Source organism: Actinomyces israelii (assembly GCF_030253495.1).
Classification (GTDB): Bacteria; Actinomycetota; Actinomycetes; order Actinomycetales; family Actinomycetaceae; genus Actinomyces; species Actinomyces israelii.
The window spans coordinates 447,375-464,652 of sequence record NZ_CP124548.1; the positions used below are offsets into that span (position 1 = coordinate 447,375).

16 protein-coding genes are annotated in these 17,278 nt (G+C 63.0%); 12 read left to right on the forward strand and 4 right to left on the reverse strand.

Annotated elements, in window-relative coordinates; all coding sequences use genetic code 11:
• Positions 1 to 882 precede the first annotated feature (882 nt).
• The 8 genes from AIF0345_RS01745 to AIF0345_RS01780 are packed head-to-tail and all read left to right on the forward strand — an operon-like array spanning position 883 to position 8,282.
• Positions 883 to 2,079, forward strand: coding sequence for an SUMF1/EgtB/PvdO family nonheme iron enzyme (locus AIF0345_RS01745; protein WP_285296937.1), 1,197 nt, complete (start codon positions 883 to 885; stop codon positions 2,077 to 2,079).
• Entirely contained in the window at positions 2,076 to 2,315 is a 240-nt protein-coding gene (locus AIF0345_RS01750) for a ubiquitin family protein (RefSeq protein WP_268917530.1), read from the forward strand. Before AIF0345_RS01745 ends, AIF0345_RS01750 begins: the two co-directional genes overlap by 4 nt.
• Positions 2,308 to 3,069, forward strand: a complete 762-nt coding sequence (locus AIF0345_RS01755) for a HesA/MoeB/ThiF family protein (RefSeq protein WP_268917531.1) — start codon at positions 2,308 to 2,310, stop codon at positions 3,067 to 3,069. The genes AIF0345_RS01750 and AIF0345_RS01755 overlap by 8 nt, the downstream gene beginning before the upstream one ends.
• A gap of 11 nt (positions 3,070 to 3,080) precedes the next feature.
• A complete protein-coding gene (locus AIF0345_RS01760; protein WP_285296938.1) occupies positions 3,081 to 4,112 on the forward strand; it encodes a hypothetical protein in 1,032 nt (343 codons plus the stop codon).
• Positions 4,109 to 4,366 carry a phosphopantetheine-binding protein gene (locus tag AIF0345_RS01765; protein WP_268917533.1) on the forward strand — a complete coding sequence of 86 codons (258 nt, stop codon included), beginning with the start codon at positions 4,109 to 4,111 and terminating at the stop codon, positions 4,364 to 4,366. Before AIF0345_RS01760 ends, AIF0345_RS01765 begins: the two co-directional genes overlap by 4 nt.
• A 2-nt stretch (positions 4,367 to 4,368) precedes the next feature.
• Positions 4,369 to 5,595 carry an ATP-grasp domain-containing protein gene (locus AIF0345_RS01770; protein WP_285296939.1) on the forward strand — a complete coding sequence of 409 codons (1,227 nt, stop codon included), beginning with the start codon at positions 4,369 to 4,371 and terminating at the stop codon, positions 5,593 to 5,595.
• 13 nt (positions 5,596 to 5,608) lie between these two features.
• The gene (locus AIF0345_RS01775; RefSeq protein WP_285296940.1) at positions 5,609 to 6,832 is read left to right on the forward strand and encodes an MFS transporter; all 1,224 of its coding nucleotides are present in this window, start codon (positions 5,609 to 5,611) and stop codon (positions 6,830 to 6,832) included.
• Between the two features lie 4 nt (positions 6,833 to 6,836).
• The gene (locus AIF0345_RS01780) at positions 6,837 to 8,282 is read left to right on the forward strand and encodes an AMP-binding protein (RefSeq protein ID WP_285296941.1); all 1,446 of its coding nucleotides are present in this window, start codon (positions 6,837 to 6,839) and stop codon (positions 8,280 to 8,282) included.
• A 393-nt stretch (positions 8,283 to 8,675) separates the two neighbouring features.
• On the opposite strand, the gene AIF0345_RS01785 is transcribed toward AIF0345_RS01780, so the two are convergent.
• On the reverse strand, positions 8,676 to 10,571 hold the full coding sequence (locus AIF0345_RS01785; RefSeq protein WP_285296942.1) for an alpha/beta hydrolase: 1,896 nt from the start codon (positions 10,569 to 10,571) through the stop codon (positions 8,676 to 8,678).
• A gap of 109 nt (positions 10,572 to 10,680) precedes the next feature.
• Here AIF0345_RS01785 and AIF0345_RS01790 point away from each other — a divergent pair, with 109 nt between their 5' ends.
• Both AIF0345_RS01790 and AIF0345_RS01795 read left to right on the forward strand, forming a co-directional pair.
• Complete coding sequence (locus AIF0345_RS01790; protein ID WP_268917538.1) at positions 10,681 to 11,958, forward strand: OmpA family protein; 1,278 nt, start codon at positions 10,681 to 10,683, stop codon at positions 11,956 to 11,958.
• Positions 11,959 to 12,102: 144 nt separating this feature from the next.
• The gene (locus tag AIF0345_RS01795) at positions 12,103 to 12,843 is read left to right on the forward strand and encodes a DUF3060 domain-containing protein (RefSeq protein ID WP_268917539.1); all 741 of its coding nucleotides are present in this window, start codon (positions 12,103 to 12,105) and stop codon (positions 12,841 to 12,843) included.
• Positions 12,844 to 13,053: 210 nt separating this feature from the next.
• Here AIF0345_RS01795 and AIF0345_RS01800 read toward each other — a convergent pair whose 3' ends face one another.
• Both AIF0345_RS01800 and AIF0345_RS01805 read right to left on the reverse strand, forming a co-directional pair.
• Positions 13,054 to 13,245 (reverse strand): hypothetical protein, encoded by a 192-nt coding sequence (locus tag AIF0345_RS01800; RefSeq protein ID WP_268917540.1) that lies wholly within the window; start codon positions 13,243 to 13,245, stop codon positions 13,054 to 13,056.
• Between the two features lie 647 nt (positions 13,246 to 13,892).
• Positions 13,893 to 14,300 (reverse strand): hypothetical protein, encoded by a 408-nt coding sequence (locus AIF0345_RS01805; RefSeq protein WP_268917541.1) that lies wholly within the window; start codon positions 14,298 to 14,300, stop codon positions 13,893 to 13,895.
• 357 nt (positions 14,301 to 14,657) lie between these two features.
• On the opposite strand from AIF0345_RS01805, the gene tmk reads away from it, so the two are divergent.
• Both tmk and AIF0345_RS01815 read left to right on the forward strand, forming a co-directional pair.
• A complete protein-coding gene (gene tmk / locus AIF0345_RS01810; protein ID WP_404975996.1) occupies positions 14,658 to 15,434 on the forward strand; it encodes a dTMP kinase in 777 nt (258 codons plus the stop codon).
• Positions 15,431 to 16,750, forward strand: a complete 1,320-nt coding sequence (locus AIF0345_RS01815) for a DNA polymerase III subunit delta' (protein ID WP_268917542.1) — start codon at positions 15,431 to 15,433, stop codon at positions 16,748 to 16,750. The genes tmk and AIF0345_RS01815 overlap by 4 nt, the downstream gene beginning before the upstream one ends.
• A gap of 304 nt (positions 16,751 to 17,054) precedes the next feature.
• Here the strand turns inward: AIF0345_RS01815 and AIF0345_RS01820 are convergent, their stop codons facing one another.
• Positions 17,055 to 17,189, reverse strand: coding sequence for a hypothetical protein (locus AIF0345_RS01820; RefSeq protein WP_268917543.1), 135 nt, complete (start codon positions 17,187 to 17,189; stop codon positions 17,055 to 17,057).
• Between the last annotated feature and the right edge of the window lie 89 nt (positions 17,190 to 17,278).

Here is a 17,278-nt window from a genome sequence, read left to right on the forward strand (position 1 = left end):
GTGTCGGTGATAGCCCTGCTTCTTGCGGTGTAGCGGTGTGCGCCCCCTCGTTCGTTGAGGGCGGGTGCCCACGACTTGGCCTGGGCACCCGCCCAGCGCATCCCGGTTCTTCCCGCCGAGAAACGCATTCCGTATCTCGCCGGGTGCCGGGTGCCGGGACGGAGCTGGGCGGAGGTGTGCCAGGGTGCCACGGCCCGGGGGCGGGGTGGATTGTCTCCCCCTGTCGTGTGCGGGCCGCTGCAGGTCGCCATGTCGATGGCCTCGCGCACCAGGACTGGTGCCGCCTATGATCGCCCCAGTCGCACAGCCCACGACCTTCCTGGGCGTGGGGCACCCCCTCTCCATCAAACCCGAGACGGTTCGCAGGTGAGGGGGCAAGGGTACCGGGACGGTTCCCAGACCCAGGCCCTGTCGCGCTCTCAGCTGGCAGGCCACCCACACCTCGCCGCAGTGCTCCGGCTGAGCCCGGCACAGATACTCCATAACCGCACTCCGCCGCTATGGGGCAACCTGCCCATCCTCCAGTTACTACGCACCCGCCCTATGACATGCTGGTTCCTTGGCCTGATGAGGAGACCACCCACGAACACGACCCGTGCGCAATGCCTATCGCGCATCCCCACTGGCCTGTTGTCTCGCGCGTCGCCGTGTATTTTTGTGATGCGTGTCATGCCGAGATGTCTCTGCGGCGGGTGAGTCTGTCACCCTGACTTGTAGGAGTCCACCATAGCAACCATTTAGTATATTTCTGTGAATGCGACCTTCTTCCGCACTTTCTGGAGGGCAGGCAGTGCCAATCGACACCGCATCCCGCCTTCAGTGTGGAGGAACTCGAAGAAGTGAACGACGGTGTCCCGCTGATGAGCGTCTATCGCGATCGTCGTGTACACTCATGCCCAACGGCAGTTCCTGACACTGAGACCGAAAGGTTTGCTACATAAGGCCTACCCTGAATCTATTTACCCACAGTTATGTCTTGCGCACCTTCGCATTGCTCATCATGTCCAATTAACGAGGCATCTGGCGACAGATATTATGATGGTCCCTGAAAAAATTGAGTTTAAATCTGGAGTTCTCGACTCTCTTATTCATGAACTACTGCGGAAGTATCCAAAAAAAACGTTTGGTATTCTTTATGCCGAGCAGGATTCTGATGCGGTGGTGGACTACTATATATTTCACGACGATGACCGCGAGGCTCCGGAGACTAAAAAATCATTCCAGTCGGTCGGTCGGTACTACAGCAACAATGCTAATGCGGGATTCCGCGCAACGAGAGGCGAAACTGTTCGCGAACATTTAGTGTGCGCCAAAAAAGGATATCGTAAAGTCGCAGTCTTTCACACGCACCTTCGTCATCCTGCCTATTTTGCCGAGATAGACGCCATTCTTCATCCGAGCGAGGCGCTGTGGCACCTTCTGGTCAGTCTTCGAAATCCTTCATTTCCAGAAATTGCGGCCTTCGCTATTGAGCGTGGAAGAGTCAAGCGGGTCAGGCTTGCCGACGACAGCACCAGCGAGCCACTGTTATCGGGCGAGCAGGAAACGCCTAGGCTATTAAATGATGTCCGTTTTATTAATATCAACGGATTGTATGTGAGCGAAACGCTAATTACAAATAAACAATACTATAACGTGCTCCGTTATCATACCGGAGTCCCAAAAAATGAGTTTCCAGTCACCGAAGTAACGTGGCGCGACGCCGCTACTTTCTGTGTGATCACGGGAACCAGGCTATTAAAAGAATACGAATGGGCATCACTATGCGACGACTCCTTCGTAGAAAAGCGAGATGGCCAGCGAAACTCCAGTCTGACAGAATATGCTGTATTCAGCGAATCGTCTGAAAACAGGCTGCTCAAAGTTCGAAGCAGAAAGCCAAATAAATTCGGCTTATATGATATGCAAGGCAACGCCTGGGAGTGGTGCGACTCCTACGATCACGGTACAGCGCCGACGAAAGGAGGCAGTTATTATGCATTTTCGGAAATGTGTCACTCAGATGCACGAGTAATTCTTCCGAAAGATTATCGTGCAAGAGATCTTAGTTTTCGAGTATGCTACGGAGGTTCAACATGAAAATCAGTTTCTTGGATCAAAACCTAGAAGCAGCAGGTGCGCACAGCATGAGCGATATCATTACGCAAATGTCTGCGTATAGCCCAGATTTTGCGAGTTCTTGCTTAGACGAGAACAACAAACTCCGATGGAATGTTCTTGTTCTCATTGATGGGGAACTTGCCGATGCGCCAAGTTATCTATACGTTGACGAGAAGAGTTCGGTGGAATTTCTTATCCAAATAGCAGGTGGGTGACGGGATGAGGCTGGAAGAAAAACGAACGCGTTTCGATCGTCAACTTATTATGCCAGAGATAGGAGAAAAAGGGCAGGACATACTGTTTCACTCGCATGTCGCGGTGGTCGGAGCAGGCGGCCTCGGTTACCCAGTTATCAGTTATCTTGCTGCTGCTGGTATCGGTCGGATAACTATCGTTGACTCCGATATCGTCGAATTGACTAATTTGAACAGACAGCTCTTCTATCGCACCGAAGATCTAGGAAAGAAAAAGGCGATGCTAGCAAGAAAGAGGATAGAAGCCGCATTTCCGGACGTGATCGTCGATACTCATATTGAGCACCTAACCAGTATAAATGTCGATGCTCTTCTGATCGAAAACGACATCATTGTCGATGCCGTAGACAACCTGTCAACAAGATACGTTATCAACCGTTGGGCCGTGAAGAAGGGTGTGCCCGTTATATTTGGAGCCGTTGAAAGTATGAGAGGGATGGTGTATGTTTTCGATCCAGGAGATCCGGGGAAACCGTGCTATGAGTGCATGTTCCCCCAGCGAAAGAAGGGGCGCCCCACCCCTGTTCCCATTGTGGGGGCCGCAGCCGGCGTCATTGGTTCCTGGCAAGCAGTCGAAGTCGTGAACTACTTGTGTCACGGAAACAGTACCGGTAGCGGAATGTTGAATATTGACATTGGGCGCGGCCGTGTTGTAACCAGAAAGAATATCTTGAATAGTTCTTGTTTCTGCAGAGGAGAAAGGGGCTTGATATGAGAAGTGTGCAGATGCAAGAGACCGAGTTGACACAGGCGGAGGTCGAGGACAGCGAACCTCTGGTTTGCTATGAGCGTTCGCTCTACCACTACCTGAGACGAAACAAGGGCATTTCCTCTTTCTACTGGCTGTACGCAGATCGTCATAACCATCTTCAGCATGTGCCGATGCAGAATGAGGCTCTCCAGTTTCATTATGACGGCTTGACGTCACTGCTGGACAGGATAGAGGATGAGCGCTGGATACCTCGGGCCTTTTTTGTTGAGACGCTACGAGAGATGCTGGAGCAGGGCTACCAGGCGCGAGCCATGCTCTGGACGCCGCGTCCCGATGGAAGCACCTACCGGACGAGTTCCTTGATCGAGGGGGCGGACAAGGCCGGCTTTTTTCTTACCAAGACAAATGAAGTGATGCGTCGTACCCGGGTGCACTCACCTTTTGATGAGGTCGTTGGGAGGTGCTCATTCACCCCCGAGGGAGAGACACTTGTAGGTTTCCTTCGGATGGACTATGAACTCGAGGAGGGGCTTAGGTCAAGAGAAGGCATGAGACTATTCTCCTATATCGTCAAGAACCTTTATGGGTACACAGTCGAAGACGGAAGTCTGCATCGTAACAGCGGTCCGGCCAGGTATGACCGCTCAGCCTGCCGTGACCTGCTCCACTCCGTCGAAGAGGAACGAGAGAAACTATTAGAAATTCGAAACGATAAGGCGCTGCAACTTCGTTTGAATAAGCACATCGGGAACAAACTCGTTCCGTTGTGGCGTGCATGGTATAAGATAACGGCAGATCCGTCCATCGCCTTATTGATCCCTCCGGGCGCCATTGACGAGCTGGAGACTAATCGGTTGCTGTGCGCTGATCGTCTTCGCCGCTTGCAGAAGTGGTTTACGGTTATGGTCGGCAGGCAGAACAGGTCATCCACCTCATCCTATATCAATGCATTGGAAGCGCTTACTGAGGCGCATGAACGGTGGACTAAGACGGCTGACAGAACGTTCATCGAGGCGATATGCGCGTGCGACAAGGTGGAAGCATGAAAGATATTGAATTTTTGTTACGTGGAATTGTTTCAGAAGTTGATATGAAAAAAATATGTGCACAACCCGAGAACTTCGTGAATTTGCCTTTGACGCATCTCGGCGTCGACAGCATCGCAGTTTTTGAGGTGCTGGAGAGAATTGAGAGCCGAATCGGCCACCAATTGGACTACGATAAGCTGGACTATGAAGACCTGATTACGCTCGAGGGACTTCTCCGCCTTCTCGGGCCCGGTAGTGACGGAATTGATTGATGATGAAAATCCTTATTTTTGGAGAAACCAGCACCGTGTCCTCTCTGAAGTCGGCTTGTGAGCTGCGCGGATTTGAGCCCGTTGTTCTTTACGAGAAGGAATTGTGTTCTCCGTGCGACTACGACGTGATTGACATCTGGCGCGAACCAACTCAGATTGCGTACGATCTGAAGGAACGTTACGGGGTGCCAGCCGGAATAGTTAACTGTATCGAGCAGTATGTTGGTGTCCTCGATGCCGTCTGCCACAAATTGGGTTTGATCACCGCAAATGCGTCGGCGGCACGAACCTTGCGTAGCAAGGCCCTCATGAAGGAGTGCTGGGAGAAGCACAGGGTTCCTACACCCCGTGTTTTTCACAAAGGGCCAGGCGTGCCTCCTCAACTTTCGGGCGAGGACTTTCCGGTCATCGTCAAGCCTGTGTACGGCGCTGCCAGCGCTGGCGTGGTATTGGCTCATGACCAGAAGGAGTTGGAAAGGGCTCGACAGGGTGCTGCGAGATTCAATGCCACCGCCCTGGGCAAGGAAGGGCACGCTCGCTCCGGTATTATGATCGAAGAGTATGTTGATGGTCCGGAGTTCTGTGTGGACCAGGTCTGGCAATCAGGTCGGGCAGTGGCGCAGGGGGTGCTGGCGAAGGGGGTTCCGCGGGCGCCGGACTTTATGGATCGACTTTACCTAGCGGATCCGGACACTCCTGCTGACGAGCTTTGGGCGCTGTGCGATACGGCACGCGAGGCGGTAATGGCGGCCGGTGTTCGTCACGGCGCCACGCACACCGAGGTCCGACGTGATGAGCGCAGCGGTGAGTACGTAGTTATTGAGGCTGCGTTGAGACCAGGCGCGGGGTGCGGTTTATACCCGACCTATAAACGAGCGTACGGAAATGACTTCTTTTCCGCACTCGTCGATGCCTGCATTGGATTGGCTCGAAAGGATGGTGACATGCTGCCGGAGCCAGCCTCTGACCGTCACTATTGGTATAATGTCGGATACTCCGTCTCCGGCCGGATACTCTCTCTTGATCTGCCTGAGACTTTCTACGAGAAACATCCGTACGTGGACCGAGTCATCTGGCGTCGTAGGGTTGGAGACTATCTTCCTCGCGAGGGATCTACCTATGGGTATCTGGCATGGTTTGAAGGAGTACTTCCAGCGGGCGAGGACCCGGAGGCGCTCTTACGCTCCGCGGGTCAAGATCTCATCGTGAAGGTTGACGATGGCCAGTAATCGAGTCGTCTCCTTGGACGCAAAGATTAGTATCCCGATCGGGATGCTAATCTCGAACACGGGTAATGGAATGTACCTGCTGGCTGTAAGTGTTATCCTCTACAGGTCCTCAGGCGCCTCCGGAATGTTTGCCTCCTTGCTGGTGTATCAGGCAGTTGCGGTACTATCCATGCAGGTGTTCGCCTCGGTGGGGGCGGACCGCGGATTTGCGCAGAGGCTTGCGGTCACGGCAGAAATCGTCCGGGCGGTCATCGTCGCTGTGGGCGCGGCCGGTGCTGCCACAGGTCATACTGCGATACTCGTGCTCGCAGGAGTTCTGCTCAGCCTAGTCCAGCCCTTCTTCCGCACGTCGATCTTCAAGATCGGTCCGCTTATCGCGGAGGGTAAGACTCTCGCCAGATACAACGCCAGGACATCGACTTTCCAGCAGTTGGGGATGTTCCTGGGTGCGGCTGCTGCCGGCTGGTTGCTCACATTGTGGACCTACTTTCCGTTGTGGATCAACGCGGTCAGTTATCTTGCCTCGGCGTTCTTCACCTGGATCGCTGTCGTGCCAAAGCAGGATGAAGGGCTTGGCGGTGCCAGTTGGCTGAGGTCGGTGTTCAGGCCACGGCAGGCCTTTGAGGACTGGCGGGCAGGGATAGTCTACATTGCAAGGTCGAAGATAATCCTTGGAATGTGCGCGTTCGCCGCTGTCGACTTGATTTACGTCAATGTCATCAATGTCTCCTACCCACCTCTTCTCAAAGGACTAGAGTTGAGTGACCACTGGCTCTCGGTATGGGATGTGTGCTTCGCAGCGGGAGCCATTGCCGGTGCCAATATCTTCGGGTACCTCTCCATCCTCCAGGGGCGCTGGGAGGTCATGGTTCTAGCGGTCGCTGTGCAGGCGGGGCTGGCGGTTTATCTTGTAGTGGAATCCTCTTATCTGATCGCCTGCTTCATGGTGATTATTGGCGTGGTGAACTCGGTTTCAGTGTCGGCGTTTTCTTTTTACTTGCAGACAACTGCCAGCAAGGAGATGGTGGGAAGGATCGCAGGAGTACGGCAATTATTTCTTACGATGTTCTCCGCCGTGCTGATGCCGTGGCTCTCCTCTGGTGTCGACGAGTCTCTCGCGGTCGGACGCTTGCGAGTTGCCGTGATGGGCCTTGTTGCCGCGGCCTGCATCGCAGCTATGTTCCTTATTTTTCGTAACGGCTATGCGTTACGCATGGCGGATAAGAAGGGTCCATGAGCTCATGACTCTTTCCCGAACCCTCAACCATGTTGCCGCAGAGCATTCTAGCATGATTGCCGTCGAACAAGGTGCTCATCGAATGACCTACACGGGGCTGTACAGGAAAGCTGCGCAGATCGATCTTCTCCTGGACAGGCTACCTGACGCTTCGGGCCCGGTCACTGTTATGTGCCGGAGCGCCCTTAATGCTATTCCGATCATGATTGCGTGCGTGATGTCAGGCCGGAGTTACCTGCCGGTGGATGTGGCGAACCCACCCAGACGAGTGGAGCAGCTCATGCGCCGATCCGGGTCGGTCCACTTGGTTTCTGACTGTCTTCGCGACGCGTACGGCACTTTTCTGACATCGCCGTCAAGACTCGACTCTCAGATGCAAGTTTGTTCGTTGCGTGGTGCCGTTCCGGACGCTTCGCCGGCACTCGTGCAGTGGGCCTATCACCTTTACACCTCGGGGTCGACGGGCACGCCAAAGGGAGTACTTCACACCTCTTCCGACATCGTGAACATGGTAAAAGCTTATACTGGCTCCATAACTCTCGGTGAGAAAGACCGAGTCGCGATGCTCTCTTCCCTGGGTCATGACGCCGCGGTTGTTGATGTTTACTCCTGCTTGCTGACCGGCGCCACCCTTGTCGCCGTGGATGCCTCTTCGCCACTGTCCTTGAAAACCGAGGTCCCCAGGGTCTTGCGCTCAGGCGTAACTGTGTGGCACTGTGTACCCACCGTCCTCGACATGGTCGCCAGCCAGTTTTCCGGTGAAGGACTGAACGACCTGAGGGTCGTTCTCGGAGGCGAGCCTGTGAGCAGGGCGACTCTGGAGAACCTGTGGGTGAGGGTGCCGAGTGCCAGGATCTTCAGCCTTTACGGCCAGACAGAGTGTTCGGTAATCTCCGGCAAGTGGATAGAGCCCGACGATACTGCACTGACTCTAGGAGATCCTCTCAAGGGCGTGGAGTGGCGTGAGGGCCAAGGTTCTGGTAACGGGCCCCACCATCTACTAGTCCGTTCCGATGCTGCCGCCACCCATCGCGTGGTCGATGGTGATCCATTGCCACTAGAGAATTGCGATGGATGGTTTGATACCGGCGATGTCGTGACCGCCCATGGAAATTCATTCACGTTCCTTGGAAGAGCCGATCAGGTGGTCAACATTGGGGGTTGCCGCGTGGACATCCTGGAGGTGGAAGAACACGTCAAGAAGTGTCCGGGAGTGGAAGACTGCGTAGTGTTCCTTGATGACTCAGGTGCACCGGGACCAGCACTTAAATGCTTGGCTCGGGGCGGTGAGAATATCGCAATCACAGACATCAATGCTTTTCTGTCAAAGCGGGTTCCCCACCATCTTCTTCTGCGATCGTTTGTAACAACCGACGCCTTGCTGCCGCGCACGTTGAGCGGGAAGAAGGACCGGCGCGCCGCAGTTAGGATCGCTCTCGAGCAGCAGTGATCACTCGGTCAGACCGCCCGAGGATTTGGATGGTACGCAAGGTGGCGTCGGCGCTGGCCCTTGCTGCACTACGTTTCTTTACACTTTCCTTTATGTTTTTTAGAGAGATATGGCTGAAATTAGACAAAACGGTATTCTGGGCGACTGCTGCGGGGTTCCTGGGAGGTGCTTACAGGGGGTCGTGCAGGACTGCTTCATGCGGGTCGACATGACGGGGGGCGTCGGAGACGCGCCCGGCGGTCCACCCCTCGATTTCATTACTGAGTTTCGATGCCGGCATAATCAGGCTCTGCCTCATCTCTCAAAAACAGTGCACTTTTCATCACTGCCCGAGAAACACCAGGCGCTCCAACTTCCGCCACCTATACCCCAAGCAGTAGAGGTGACACTCTACTAGGACGCGAGCCCCTCGGCGACGTCGGCGGGCAGCGGGTCGATCGGGCAGCTCGCGCCCTCATCGGGCAGCACGCCATCGACCAGGTAGTCGCTGACGCGCGAGACGGCGCACGTGTTCGACAGGGAGGCGCCGTGCTCGTAGCCCTCGACGGTGAGCAGGTGCCCGGCGTCGAGCTGCGAGGCCAGGGACCGGGCCCACGAGTAGGGGGTCTGGGAGTCCCCGTCGACGCCGACGACGAGGATCGGCGCCGAGCCGGAGGCGTGGACCTCGGTCGGCGCGGAGCTCGCGGTGACGCCCCAGCCGTGGCAGTAGGCGTCGGTCCCGGCCGGCAGGGAGCCCATGGCGTTCATGAGCGGGTAGTCCTCGGCGGACTTCGCGGCCTCCGCGTTCCAGGTGGCCTGGTCGGCGACGTCGGGCGAGTCGGCGCAGATCACCGCCGTGTAGGTCATGGCGTATGACGCCTCCTGCTGCGACGCCGGCTTTGAGATCTGCCCCGCGCCCGGGGCCAGGGCGCCCACGCGCGCGAGCTCGGTGCCGTCGTGCCGGCTCATCGCCTGGGACAGCGCCCTGGTCAGCGCGGGCCAGTACTCGGGCCGAGCCAGCCACAGGTTCTGCGCGTGGTTGAAGGCGGTCGCGGCGTCCATCCGGCCGGTCCGCCCGTCCGTCTGGGTGACGGTGAGCGGCTCGGTGCCCAGGCCCTTGAAGAAGGCGATCAGCTGGGAGACGGCGTCGTCGACGGTGCCGGTGAGCGGGCAGCCCGCCTGCCCCAGGCAGGACTCGAGGTACGCCCGCGCCCGGCCCTCCCGGTAGGTGAGCTGGGCGTCGGCCACCTCCGTGCGGGTCAGCGCCGGGTCCTGGGCGCTGTCCAGGACGACGCGCCCGACACTGCCCGGGAAGAGCTCAGCGTAGGCGCTGCCGATGACGGTGCCGTAGGAGTAGCCGAGGTAGCTGAGCCGCTCGTCGCCGACCGCGGAGCGCAGGACGTCGAGGTCGCGGGCCACGTCGAACCTGCCCATGTGGTCGATGAGGCCTCCGACCTCGGAGTAGGTCCGGCAGGCGTTGGCGTCGGCAGTCCCCTTGGCCGCCGTCGACGTCCAGAAGATGCCGTCGATCTTCGGGGTCGCGGTGGCGTCGCCCGACGGCGGGGTCCCGGCGCCTGCCGTCGGCGGCTCGGTGGCGTCGGGCGTCGGGGAGGCCTCGGTCTCCTCTGGGACCGGGCTGGGATCGGCCGCCGGGACCGCGCTGATGCCCGACGCCGGGGCCGGAGCGGCGCCGTCGTCGACACTTCCGCCGGGCGGCGCCGCGTCACCGGCCACGCCGCCGCTCTGCGCGACCTCGTCGGCGTCCCAGCAGGTCAGGCGGGTCGAGTCACCGACGCCGCGCGGATCGAAGCCGACCAGGTCGTAGGAGGCGAGCATCTCGGGGGTGTACGAGGCGGCGGCGGTCGCGACCATGCCGGTGCCGCTGCCGCCCGGCCCGCCGGGGTTGAGGAACAGGGAGCCGAGCTCGGCCGTGCCGTCGGAGGCCGGTAGGCGCCTGAGGGCGATGGAGATGGTCTCGCCGTCGGGATCGTCGTAGCTCAGCGGGACGGTGGCGGTGGCGCACTGGTAGCCGTCCGCGCCGTCCGCGCAGTCGGCCCAGCTGAGCTCCTGGTCATAGAAGGTCTCCAGGCCCGCCGGGGCGCCGCCCGATGGCGAGTCCGGCGAGCCGCCTGCCGCTGGGTCGCCCGCGGACGGGTCGGATCCCGTCTGCGCGCCGGGCGGTCCCGACTCGTCGTGCGCGCCGTCGGGGCCCGCCGGACCCGGCCGGCAGGCCGTCAGGGCGGCGCACAGGCTGAGAGCCGCCAGCGCCGCTGCGGGACGCCTGAGACAGAATCTCCAGGCTGACGTCATGCTGAGAAAGTACCACGACGCGCGCGCCGCCCTCCGCCCGTCTCATCTGTCGCAGGACGGCGACAGCGCGAGGACATCGCTGCGACATTCCGTTCGTAGGGTCGTCTCCATGAACCACTCGATCCGCTTCCCCGCCGCCGGCTCCGGTGCGCGTCGCACGCGACCCGTCGCCTGCACGGTCCTGCTCGGGGCCGCCTGCCTCGCCCTGAGCGCCTGCGGCTCCTCGACGCCGGTGGCGACATCCTCCTCGCAGGTCGACGCGACCGCCCCGGCCGCCGCCGTCGGCCCCGACCAGACCGCGGATGCGACGGGCTCGGCGACGTCGGCGACCGCGCCGACCGCGGCCGCCTCCGCCGGCGCGACGGCCCCCGGCTACGCCCCGGGCGAGGCGCCGCCCGTGCCCCTGTTCACCCTGCCCGACATGGGGCTGCTCGCCGCCGGGGACGGCGCCCTGACATCCGATCAGACCGCCACCGTCGACTCCGTGCCCGGCGTCACCGTCTCCCCGGCCCGCTGCGACCAGTCCGGAGGCATCTCCGCGGGCTCCACCGGCACCGTCCTGATCAGCGGCGGCCCGGCCGCCCCCGACAGCGGCGGCTCGACCGCCGGCGCCTCCTCCTCCGACGGCGGGGCGACCGTCGTCGACAATGGCAACGGCTCCGGCTCCTACACGAATGGGACCACGAAGATCGTGACCAATGGCGACGGCTCAGGAACCTATGTGGATGCGACCCTGTCGGTGACCGTCAACACCGACGGATCGGGCACCTCCACCAACTCCGCCACCGGGGAGAACATCGTGGTCAACAGCAACGGCTCGGGCTCCTACAAGCGGGGCTCCGTGAGCATCGTCAATAACGGCGACGGCACGGGGAGCTACACGGACGGGGCGCTGTCCATTGTCAACCACGGCGACGGCACGGCACTGGTCAACGGCCGGAGCACGGCCGCCAAGCCCCTGCCGCCGGTCGGCAAGGTCGGGTCCTTCCCCGGGATCGACGCCGTCAGGCCGGTGAAGTCCTGCGGCACCGCCATCTCCCTGGACTCCAGCATCCTGTTCGACGTCGACTCCTACCAGGTCCGCCCCGAGTCGAGCGAGCTGCTCAGCTCCCTGGCCCAGGTGCTCACCCAGGCCGGGGCCCCGAAGGCCACCGTGGCCGGGCACACCGACTCCGTAGCCGACGAGGCCTACAACCAGACCCTCTCCGAGCAGCGCGCCCAGGCCGTCGTCGATGCCCTGCGCGACGCCGGCGCCACCACTGAGCTCACCGCCGTCGGCTACGGGGAGAGCCGGCCGGTCGCTCCCAACACCACTCCCGACGGCTCGGACGACCCGGCCGGCCGCCAGCTCAACCGACGGGTCGAGATTATGATTCCGGTCTTCTGACCCGTGGCGGGCTGCGCCGGATCGTCTGCGGCCGACGGCGAGCGGCCCCGCCACGAGCGCGCCCGCAGTAGCGGAAGCACCCGCGCCGAGCGCAGCCCCTGCCCACCTCACCCCACCTGTCACCCCGCCTGCAAGGAGCATGTCATGACCACTGCAAGCACCGCGACCACTATGAGCACCATGAATAACGACATGAGCGCCGCCCCCGTGTCCCCGGCCGCCTCCGCCGCCCTCGTCGGCGCCGGGGACGCCGATGGCCTCGTGCCGTCCCGCCCGGGTCCTGCGCGCCGGCTGGTCGCCCTCGCCTGCGCCGTGGCGCTGAGCGCGGGCCTGCTGGGGGCCTGCACGGTCAACCTGGACCACACGAGCAGCGGCTCATCGGGATCCGCGGGTGCGTCCTCCCATTCCGCAGTCGACCCGTCACAGGAGCCGTCGGGGGACTCCGACGGGGACATGCCCACGTCGAGCGCCAGCCCGACCGCGCTGCCCCCGCTGACCGACCAGGGCGGCACGGCGTCCCCCGATCCCGGGCGCCCGGGGGCGTCGGCCACTATTACCAACGAGGAGTGGGTTCGCGCCCAGCAGTCCGGGGGCAAGAAGACGATGACGCCGGACAACGGCCAGGTTGTTGTCGATCGCTCGTACGCGACGATTGTCATTGAGGGCGACGTAACGAACCTGACGGTGAGCGGCGAGGGCGTCACCGTCATCGTCGACTACGCGCAGAACATTATTGTCAACAGCAATGCCAATGTCTATGTGCGCGACACCAAGAGCGTCACGGTTACCAGCAGCTACAGCACCGTGCTGTGGGCCGGCAGCACTCCGCAGATCAAGGACCTCGGCGACGGCAACACGATCAAGAACCAGGCCGAGGACAACTAGGTGACTGATTCCGGGCCGGGCGCGGGTCGGGCCGTCAACGCCGATGGCGGTCCGCCGCCCTCCCGCGCCACGCCCTCTCGCACCCCGGTGCTCGGCCCCGGAGCCCCTTCGTCGAGATCGGTCCGGTCTCGCGCCGCGCCGACCATCTGGACGGCGTCGGGCGGCTGGCTCGCCCACCGACAAGCTGTACAAGAACTCATATGGCCGGAATTAAACAAAATCGTTGTCTGACGGCGTGATTGTGAGGTGCTCGAAGTCGTGGTCGGAGGTGCAGTTGGTGATGTGGGCGGTGAAGGCCGCGAAGGTGTTCTGCGGGGCGGGCGCGCGGGGGTTCGCGATATTGTTCTTGGCGGCGTCCCGTATGTGCTCTGTGGGACCCGAGATCGGGGGCGTAGAGGGCATGTGGATGGGCGTGATACGCCCTGACTCCTGACCGGTGGCGTAGAGACCGGCCAGGGCCTTGGGCGCTGGAACCTGGCGTTGTCCAGGACAACCGCGATCTTCCTTGTTCCTGTCGGTCTCACGCGACAGGCGCCCCATCGTGAGGGCGGGTCTGCTCGGCGTTCTGGTCTCTCTCGATCGGGTAGGCCCTCATTGTCCTGGTCGTCAGGCTCAGCGCCCCGAAGGACGACCGGCTCGCCCTTCTCGCGGTCCACGTACAGCCCTGTTCTCTTTCCCTTGGGGAGCCGCATGCGCCTCGTCTCGGCCTCGCGCCGGGCCCTGACCTCGTCGACGGTGCAGACCTTCCACCCTGCTTCCAGCAGATCGGCGACCTGGCGCCATGTCTCGGCAATCCGCCTGGCGGGCGCCCGCCTCCGACGGCGGTCTCCTCAGGGTCTCCTCCACCTCGTCCTTCTGCGACCTCTTGAGCCTCGCCGCGTTCTCACCTCCGGCGCGACCGATTTACCACGGAGCTCAGCCTGGTCCGCCGCCACTGCGACAGCCACTCACGTACCGTCACCTCGACCCGCTCGACCATCTCCGCGACAGTATCCAGGACGACACCGCGCCAGGTGCGCAGATATGTCTGCCGTTGGAGTGAAATGGGGTTACTTGAAATAGTCGGGATATTCGGTGTAAGGATTGTGCTCGGAGTGGTCTGCCCAGTTATCGAGAACCTCCTGCGCCGTGATCTCCGGGAACAGGACTGTGTGCCCGGAGAAGGACTCATCGATGAACCATAGTGCCAGATTTGGGTTTGGGTGCATCTGGCGAACCCAGGCCGCCACTTCCGCAGAGCTGTCAGGATTCCCGTCAATGGAAACCATCTGGTTGTCAGGAAAATGGTCGACAGAAAAAGAGGGCTTATTTTGCGGAGAGATCTGAACGGTGGCGTCAGAGGGGTCTTTTTCTCGGATTTCCCTAAAAACTTCACAGCCTGGCCATCTTCGTTGCGCTTCACGGATGAAGGCGTCAGTGTCGAACATGAAGTCTCTAGGGCTGGTGGTGATAATCATGTGGCTGACTCCCATGATGACTGCTCCTCATGTGTTAGGGCATGAGTCTTACCTCGAAGGAGGTGTCTGGTCCCAGGATATTACGTGCTCGCTGGTAAAGAGAGGCTTGGGCGTCGGGAGTGTTTGTGACGATAATTAGGCGATTTACGGGATTGCCGCCGGATTCAATCACTGCTCGATACTTCCCTATTTCCCCGTCAAATCCTTCCATGAGCTTATCTTGACGCTACAACACCCCGGACGAAACCCTGGGCTGCAGGGCGTGTCTCGGCGAAGGGGCGAGCTCGGTTGCGCCTCCGCCCGCCCTCGCCCCGCCCACCCCCGTGCGTCCGCCCCGCCCGCTACGCTGGCTCTGTGATCGACAACGCCCTTCAACCGCAGGCCGCCCCCGACGCTCCCGAGACGGCGGACGCCGTGCAGCCGGGCCTGTTCATCTCCTTCGAGGGCGGCGACGGCGTCGGCAAGACCACCCAGATCCGCATCCTCGCCGACCTGCTCGCGGCGGCCGACGTCGACCACGTCCTGACCCGCGAGCCCGGCGGCACCGGGCTCGGCGGCGCCATCCGCGAGCTCCTCCTGCACGGCGGCGACATCGCCCCCCGCGCCGAGGCGCTCCTGTACGCCGCCGACCGCGCCCACCACGTCGCCACCAGGATCCGCCCCGCCCTCGAGCGCGGCGCCGTCGTCCTGACCGACCGCTACCTCGACTCCTCGGTCGCCTACCAGGGCGCCGCCCGGGCACTGGGCCCCGAGGACGTCCGCGCCCTGTCCCTGTGGGCCACCGACGGCCTGCTCCCGGACCTGACGATCCTGCTCGACGCCGAGCCGGGACTCGCCGCGCGGCGCACCATGGCCCGCGGCGCCAAGGACCGCCTCGAGCGCGAGACCGACGCTTTCCACGCCGCCCTGCGCGCCCAGTTCCTCGCCCTGGCCGAGGCCGAGCCCGCCCGCTTCGTCGTCATCGACGCCGACCGCCCCGTCGGCGAGGTCGCCGACGACGTCATCGAGGCCGCCGTCGAGGCCGTTCGCCGTCACGGCGCCCGCTTCCAGCATGGGGCCGCCCACCAGCGCGTGCTCATGGGCCTGGAGGCCTTCGTCGCCGCGGTGACCGCCCACCGCGGGGGCGCCCGGTGAGCGTGTGGGACGACGTCGTCGGGCAGGAGGCCGTCATCGCCGCCTTCGAGGCGGCCGCCCGCTCGGCCCGCGCCGTCGCCGAGGCGCGCGAGGGCGCCGCGCAGGGCCCGCAGGCGCACGAGGCCGCTGCGGGGCGTCCGCACATCGCGCAGGGCCCGCCCGCGCCGGAGCGCGGTCCGGCGGCCGACCCGGCCGATTCCGCTGGTCCCGCCGAGCCGGCCGGCCCCGACCGCGCCGTCGACGGCTCGGCCATGACTCACGCCTGGCTGATCACGGGCCCGCCCGGCTCGGGCCGCTCGAATGCCGCCCGCGCCTTCGCCGCCGCCCTGCAGTGCACCGGTCCGACCCCCGGCTGCGGGCGGTGCAAGCCCTGCCGGGACGTCATGAGCGGCGCCCACCCCGACGTCGTGCGCCTGGCCACCGAGAAGCTCCTCATCACCATGGAGGAGGCCAAGGGCCTCATTGGCGAGGCGCAGCGCCGCCCCTGGACCGGCCGCTGGCGCGTCCTGCTCGTCGAGGACGCCGACCGCATGGCCGAGCGCACCACCAATGTGCTGCTGAAGTCCATCGAGGAGCCTCCGCCGCAGACCGTGTGGCTCCTGTGCACCCCGAGCGCCGACGACGTCCTGCCCACCATCCGCTCCCGGTGCCGCCTGGTGACCCTGCGCATACCGCCGGCCGACGCCGTCGCCGAGCTGCTCGTGCGCCGCGACGGCGCCGACCCGGACCTCGCCGCACGGGCCGCCCGGGCCAGCCAGTCCCACATCGGGCTCGCCCGGCACCTGGCCACCGACCCGGGCGCCTGGGAGCGCCGACGCCGCCTCCTGCTCGCGCCCGTCTCCCTGCGCAGCGTCGGGGACGCGGTCCTGGCGGCCGCGGATCTCGTCGAGGCGGCCGAGGCGGAGGCCAAGGACGCCACCACCGAGCGCGACGCACGGGAGAAGGCCGCCCTGCTGCGGGCGCTGGGCCTGGAGGACGGCGCCAGGGTGCCGCCCGCGCTGCGCGCCCAGGTCCGCCAGCTGGAGGAGGACCAGAAGCGCCGCGCCAGGCGCGCCCGCACCGACGTCCTGGACCGGGCCATGATCGACCTGCTCTCCTTCTACCGCGACGTGCTCGCCGCTCAGATGGGCAGCGACGTCGAACCCGTCAACATCGACCTCGCCGAGGCCCTCGACCGGGTCGCCGTCGCCACCGGCCCCGAGCAGTCCCTGGCGCGCATCGCCGCCATCGAGGAGTGCCGGGCGCGGCTGCGCTCCAACGCCGCCCCGCTGCTGGCCGTCGAGTCCCTCATGGTCCAGCTGCGCCCCCAGGCGTGAGGGGCGTGCGCCGGGGCCCATGGGGCCGACGGCGGTCCCCGCGCCGCCTGGCCGGGACTCTTGTCGCTTACTACGCCTCTTTGTCCCTTACTGTACGGGGAAAAGGAGCGTAGTAAGGGACAAAGAGGCGTAGTAAGCGATCCGGGGGCGTAAAGTGCCCTCGGCGCGGCCGGGGAGGCGGGGGCCTCTTCACGTGCCTGCTGATCGCGGTCGCGATCGGCGTCCTCGCTCTTTTCTGCCTGTGTCGGCGCACGGTCTTCGACGCCACCGGCATCCACTCCCGCCTCATGCTGGGCACCCGTCACTACTCGTGGCCCGACTCCTGGGGCGCCTTCATGGTCAGTATCTCACCCTCGGGCAGGGGCAGCTCCGAGGTGTCCGTCCAGGTTCCGGCGGAACCCGCGCCGCGGGGCGCAGGAGCCGGGGCGTCGGCGCGCATGGCGACCCTCGCCGCTCCGCGCCTGACCGTCCGCGGTGCGGAGGCCGGCCGGTGCCGGCTGGAGGAGGACCTCGATGGGATCTGGGCGT